Below are 6,047 nucleotides of genomic sequence, written 5' to 3'. Positions count from 1 at the left end.
TCGGACTAGTTTCTTTAATGATATTCGTACCTTATTAAAATTTATTTGCTTTAAAAATTGGTCGGAGTTTTTCTTATTTATTCTTACCGAATATGTCCCTCTCACAAAAGTAAATTCTAGTTAAAAATGTCAAATTTTTGAGAGGAGGTAAAGATTATTAATTAAGAGAATTTACAAAGTAGGTCGGAATTTCAGCTATATTTATAAGTTGAAATCTATTTTTTCATGGGCAGATTTTTAAAATTGTTTCTCTTCAGTTAATTATTATGATTATCTTTCAAATAAATCATAATTAGACAGAAGTTCTCTATGTAAACAAGAGGACTTTATCTTCTTTTGTTTTCAAAATGAGAATTGCTGTAACGCCAGTATCCGCATGGTAAACACCGTTAACTGGATCAAGGTCTTGGCAAGCGATCGCAGCTGCTTGAATCGGTCGATCTGGAATTAAATTAATGTTATCAGTAAAACGGTCTAGTCCCGGAATCTCTCGTCCATGTTTAGCAATATGCCACAAAGCAATTTCATCGTGGGTTTTACCACCACCAAAGCTGGTTTCTAGTCGGATAATGGGGGAGCCGACAGCAGCACCTACCAACCGCCCGAACACTTCCGAGATTAGGGTTTTCAAACCATCGGTAGCAAATGTATTGGCGAAAAAGGCTGTGGGGTCTTGGTAGACTTGGGGCGCAAGTCCTTCGACAACTAGCCGTAACTTAGCGGCAAATAAGTCAGAAGAGAGTTCCCCCTCTAAAATTTCTTCTCTAGGAATGCAAGTTTTAAATACTGACGGAAGCATAGAAATATATTGACCGTTACTAGTTGAGGGTTGACAGTCAATACCAACCGTCAACAACTTAGTGTATTTTTAAAAACACTTACTTGTTTCAATTGATTAATTCTATACACAATTATGATATTTTGGCACTGATTTAGGTCACAAACTACAAAAGTTATTTGAATAGTTGTCATAAAACTCAGGCAACCGTAGACCTAAATTAATGATTCTAGTGATGTTGACCAGCTACAATTTCGTTGTGAGCAGCCTATATAAATACCCTTATAGCTTTTGCAAGGAATTGCTTGTTGCTTACAAACTGAACATTGAATATTCATAAATTTAATCAAAAGGGTTGTATCTTTCTCGTTCATTTTCCTAGAAGAATGGTTAGGGTTTTTAGCACAAATAATAGAAGCTCCATATTGAGTATGACCATACATGCGAGGTTGTCCGCAATCAGGGCATTTGCCAAACGGATCTTCGCCTTGACTGATTTTAGTTGTTATGGAGCCTGGATCTTGTTCAGGTAATAAACGTAAAAAGCTATACAACAATTTTGTAGTTTTTGATAAATCTATCCGAATAACTGGTGCTAATGATGAATTTGGATTTAAATATATCCACAAACACTTACCGTCAATACCAACTAACCCAATATTGGTATTAGCTTTATTATCCCAAACATGAGTATTTTGTAGCCCAGTAGCGATAGAATTACGACTTTGACCCGTAATAAAAAATCTGATCCCACGAGAATTACACTGCTTTAATGTGGGAGTAAGAAGTGGGTTATTGCTAGTTGAGTTTGGCCAAGCTATGGCGATTTCTTCCTTAGTTGCAAGTAAGTCCAACTTTATTTGTTTTAAAGCATCTTGGCTTTTAGAAAAATAAGTTACTCCTGGTAAATCGCTGAGTGGTTGTAAAGCCCATGTGAGTGATTGGGTTTTAGCTTGAGCATATATACGGTCAACAAATTTACGAAAAATATTAAAAGAGTTAAGGGTTTTCTGAATATATTGATAATTAAATAAACCAATAAATTTACCTTGCGCTCTACTAACAGCAACATTGGCAAGTCGCATAGCTGTACTTTGCGTTCCACCTGTAACCAATTTTCCTGCCTTAGCTTGTGGTGAACCTTCAACAGCATCAAAAATAATCACATTCTGTTCTGCCCCTTGAAAGCGATGAACTGTATTGCACCTGACAGACTTCTCAGTAAGGTGCAAATCTTGCAGCAAACGTTGGATTAAATGTGCTTGAGCTTTGTAAGGAGCAATGATACCGACGCTGAAATCATTAGTCTGGGTACTTTGGTAAGCTAGATTGACTGCTACTAAAGCTGAAATGATATTAAAACGGCTGTGAAACTGCTGTTCTTTAAAACAAAAAGCTGAAAGTTGGCTTAAGTCATACAAGATTAGGGCTGACCCAGGATGTGGCTGACTCTGGACAATCGGCATTGTCCTTTGCTCTACACCAGAGCCATCTTGCAGTTGACCATTGTAAAAAAGCTGATTTGGTATTTTAGAAATAGCTGGATTCATGCGGTACTGTGTTTTTAATAACACCATGCATGAGTCAATTTGACCGTTATTTACCTTTTGAGTAATACCAGCTTCATCAAAGATATCTCGTTGTAGCCATTGCTGCGTTGCCTCTGTCTTTGCTTGTGAGATAGGCCCTAACTGGCGAAAGTCACCAAAAATAGCAATACGACGATTGGCCAGGGTGCTGACATAAGCACAGTGGGGAATATAAGCCATACTCGCCTCATCCACTACTATGGCATCAAAACGGCGTTGGTAGATTTCTTTGGCGATCGCTGCCTTTGATAAGGTGCAGCCAACCACTGTTGCTTGTTTGATCAGTTCAGCTTCTTTCTGTTTCAACTGTTCTTTTCGGGGCTGCAATGCTTGTTTGACAGTGGCAATGTCATTTTGAATACTCTGGCGTTGCAGTTGGGTTAGCTTTTCCTGACGCGATCGCTTGACCAAATCTTTGCGTTGTTTTTCTAAACGTTCAATTTGCTCTATTAAGTTTGGATTCTGCTGACGTGCTACTCCTCTAACGTGTAACTGCGGAAACTCGTTTAGACTACCAGGGGTAGCAACTCCATAGCGCAACACTAGCCCATTTTCATAAATAGGCGCACCTTGCAAATACTCAGCTACACTTTTCATAGCTGTATCAACAGCAGTGTTGCTATGAGCTACCACCAAAACTGACTCACCAGCTTGAACCAATGCAGCGACGGTGATTCCCAGAGTTTTAGTTTTTCCTGTTCCTGGTGGCCCCCAAATAAAACTGACTTGGCGATTAAGTACCTTGTCAACAGCAGATTTCTGATATTCATTGCAACCTATTGGTTTTTGTAGTCGTTGCTCAATTTGATTTAACAGTTTTTGGCTATTGCTTGTTGAAGAGTTGGTTTCACTTTTATCCCCTAGTAATATTTCCGCTAGGTTTCTATTAGCTCCCTTTAGATTAGAACTTTCTAGCAATCGCTTTTTAAGTTCTTCCAATAAAAACCAGGGAGAGGTATAGAGTATAGCTGTAGGAATTGAATCTCCTAAATTTTGCTGTAATGCCAAAATAATATCAAAGCCTTCAACAGAAACTAAAATTCCACTATATCTTTTGCTTTTATACTCTAAATCTACTGGAGTATCATCAGGGAAACGCAGTTCAGTATCTGTGGTAAGGGAATATATATATTGACCACCACGTTTACCTAAAAAGGAACCGTCACTCAAAAAGGTTTTTTGTCCACCACTTTTTCGTAATGCTCTAATTTCATCGTCAAGTGCTTTATTAAACTTTTTTTGGTATTCTGTATAACTCATTAATGCAACCTGGAAATTCCTATAACTATATTGGTAAAAAAATTGTCTAATTAATACGAGGTAAACCGTATTCGGTCAAGTACGGTAGAAGTGGCTTTATTCTTGCTCAGTATGAAAAGTAAAGTCTTCATGAAGTAATTAGTAACGAAAAAATTAATAAGTGTTAAATCAGACACAGTACTCCGCGAATAACTCATATATGTGGATAAAACTAGTTACTCGCTTGACTACTTGACTAACTTAGAAACAGCGATCGCGTTTTAATTGCCACAGTACTTTTTCCACACACCAGTTAATACTGCGGGTAGGATTGCACCGTTACTCAAATTCAATTAATCATTTGGCAGTAGCTACGTCACCTTGAACCGATAAGGATTTTTATGTACCTCATGGGAGTGAGAACCGCTATACCTCAAGCATCAGAAATTCGCACATTTTATTTTGAGGATGATGCAAAGCTAATTTACTCCAAAAATCCTAACCACACGGCTCTAAACATTAATGGCTTCCCCATTAAGATTATTTGTATTAAAACTCAATGTATAAAAATTATATATAAATACGAAATTTTACTTAAGTTGTCAGTATATAGATTTCCCCTTTTTGAATTCTGGGGCATCAATACCACATAGCTCAACTGACATTTGGCTTCCATCGGTTTGATGAACTGTCATGCTGTCCCCATCTGCCACTTGAGTAGCTATCCATTCTTCAGTAAGGGCGATGGATGGCTGGTTAGTTCTTTGGAAAATCAAGATAGCGATGGTGGTAGCTCCGGCGATCGCAGTTAAGATTATGGTAGTTTTCCACGATGGCTTCATGTTGCTAGCTCTGTTATTGCAATATAAGAAACCACAATTTTAACCGGGAATATTTCTCCGGGACAGTTGTCACTGTTTGCCGAAAGGAAATGTTAGCTAAAATTTAGCGATTTCAGGCGTGAGCGCTCACTAAAACTTGCTTTTGTTGTTGCGATCGCTTCTAGGGGGTACTTTGTGTCATCGCTCAACTAGGCAATTTTTAGTTGCAGTCTGCTACAGCTAGATTTTAAACACTAAGTAGACAAAGTAAAAATAAGTTTCTCGGCTCAAAAACTCCATTTGACTGTGAAAACTGCGATAGCGGGTAGTCGGTGTGGGAGACGAATGTGCATCCATTCCTAAATTTCGTGCCATCAATACTGCTCGTTTCATGTGCAATGGATCGCTAACAATAAGAAACTTGTTTAATTGGTGAGCATTCGCTACTTCCAAAGCATTTGTGAGGTTCTGGTGAGTTGTACGAGATTGAGTTTCAGTGAGAATATCAGCAGCTTTTACCTGTTGCGCGAGTGCATAATTTTTTCCAACTATAGCTTCAGGTGGTTCATTACTCTCGCCAACTCCGCCAGTAAAAATGATTGTTTTAACAGATCCATTTTTATATAAGTTGATGGCGTGGTTAATTCGCTCTCTGAAAACAGGAGATGGTTCTTCTCCCCAAACTGCCGCTCCTAAAACAATTGCTGCATCTGCCTTGATATTATTAGTACTGCTGCCATATAAATAAATACTTGAGGCAGAAGAAGCGATCGCCAGCAACAAGGCAGATATCAAAGCTAGTGTCACCAAAATTAACCATTTTTTGTGAATTTTGTAATTGAGCATGGGTTGTTATGCTATTTTTCATGCTTAGTTTCAATATCTAAGTTAAGTGCGTAAGTCCTATACTGTTATAAACAACTGACAAGAGCTGTAGTTCCCTGTCAACCCACGGGCTTGGATTTACAATCCGCGAGTAACGCTGTGCGATTAATCATACAAGCTCAGTCTGTGCGTGGTGGTGCGCCAATAGCCGCTATATTTATCAGTCGTGCTGTTAAAGGTACAAAATTATTAGGTGAAGCGATCGCACTTCTATCTAAATCCAAAGAAGCGACGGTTTTAAAAACTGTGGTTCACCAGAAGTAGGCGATCACAGATACTTTTGGTCAAGCTGCAACAATGCCTGCGTCGGTCTACGCTGGAGCAGGGAGAATCCACCAGGGAGGTACTGCCCCTCAATAATCTGTGTTATCAGCACAGCGCCTCACTTTTCGGCTTCAAGTGGAAGGTGGAAGATGGAGGAATTGAACCCCCAGGTGTTACCCTGCTCTAGTTTTCAAGACTAGTTGCCCTCCCTTGAGCAGCATCTTCCATTGAAAGGTGTCTGACGGGGCTTGAACCCGTTATGACTGGTTCCACAAACCAGTGCCGCGACCGCTTTGGCTTCAGACACCAAGAGTGGATTCGGTGAGGCTTGAACTCACAACCTCCTGTGTGCAAAACAGGCGCTCTCCCAATTAGAGCTACGAACCCATGAGCAGGAGTGGTAGGGGTCGAACCTACATTGCTCGATTTAGAAGATCGATGCCTTATCCATTAGACAACACTCCCATAAAT

At 39.4% G+C, this 6,047-nt stretch carries 5 protein-coding genes and 3 tRNA genes; 1 reads left to right on the top strand and 7 read right to left on the bottom strand.

Features of this window, described 5'->3' with window-relative positions; all coding sequences use genetic code 11:
• Positions 1 to 307: 307 nt before the first annotated feature.
• The 4 genes from F8S12_RS19165 to F8S12_RS19150 all read right to left on the bottom strand — a co-directional run bounded on the left by F8S12_RS19165 (position 308) and on the right by F8S12_RS19150 (position 5,273).
• Positions 308 to 799, bottom strand: a complete 492-nt coding sequence (locus F8S12_RS19165) for a hypothetical protein (RefSeq protein WP_230968105.1) — start codon at positions 797 to 799, stop codon at positions 308 to 310.
• Positions 800 to 993: 194 nt separating this feature from the next.
• Positions 994 to 3,627 carry a DEAD/DEAH box helicase gene (locus F8S12_RS19160; protein ID WP_196517689.1) on the bottom strand — a complete coding sequence of 878 codons (2,634 nt, stop codon included), beginning with the start codon at positions 3,625 to 3,627 and terminating at the stop codon, positions 994 to 996.
• A 581-nt stretch (positions 3,628 to 4,208) separates the two neighbouring features.
• Entirely contained in the window at positions 4,209 to 4,448 is a 240-nt protein-coding gene (locus F8S12_RS19155; RefSeq protein WP_196517688.1) for a hypothetical protein, read from the bottom strand.
• Positions 4,449 to 4,667: 219 nt separating this feature from the next.
• Entirely contained in the window at positions 4,668 to 5,273 is a 606-nt protein-coding gene (locus F8S12_RS19150) for a YdcF family protein (protein WP_196517687.1), read from the bottom strand.
• Positions 5,274 to 5,411: 138 nt separating this feature from the next.
• Here F8S12_RS19150 and F8S12_RS19145 point away from each other — a divergent pair, with 138 nt between their 5' ends.
• Positions 5,412 to 5,576, top strand: coding sequence for a hypothetical protein (locus F8S12_RS19145; RefSeq protein WP_230968104.1), 165 nt, complete (start codon positions 5,412 to 5,414; stop codon positions 5,574 to 5,576).
• Between the two features lie 143 nt (positions 5,577 to 5,719).
• On the opposite strand, the gene F8S12_RS19140 is transcribed toward F8S12_RS19145, so the two are convergent.
• The 3 genes from F8S12_RS19140 to F8S12_RS19130 form a co-directional block, all read right to left on the bottom strand.
• A tRNA-Ser gene (locus tag F8S12_RS19140) sits at positions 5,720 to 5,802 on the bottom strand.
• An 87-nt stretch (positions 5,803 to 5,889) separates the two neighbouring features.
• A tRNA-Ala gene (locus tag F8S12_RS19135) sits at positions 5,890 to 5,963 on the bottom strand.
• A gap of 5 nt (positions 5,964 to 5,968) precedes the next feature.
• Positions 5,969 to 6,041, bottom strand: a tRNA-Arg gene (locus F8S12_RS19130).
• Between the last annotated feature and the right edge of the window lie 6 nt (positions 6,042 to 6,047).

It is taken from the genome of Nostoc sp. WHI (assembly GCF_015714725.1).
GTDB lineage: Bacteria > Cyanobacteriota > Cyanobacteriia > Cyanobacteriales > Nostocaceae > Nostoc.
This window is presented reverse-complemented; position numbering and strand designations above follow the sequence as displayed.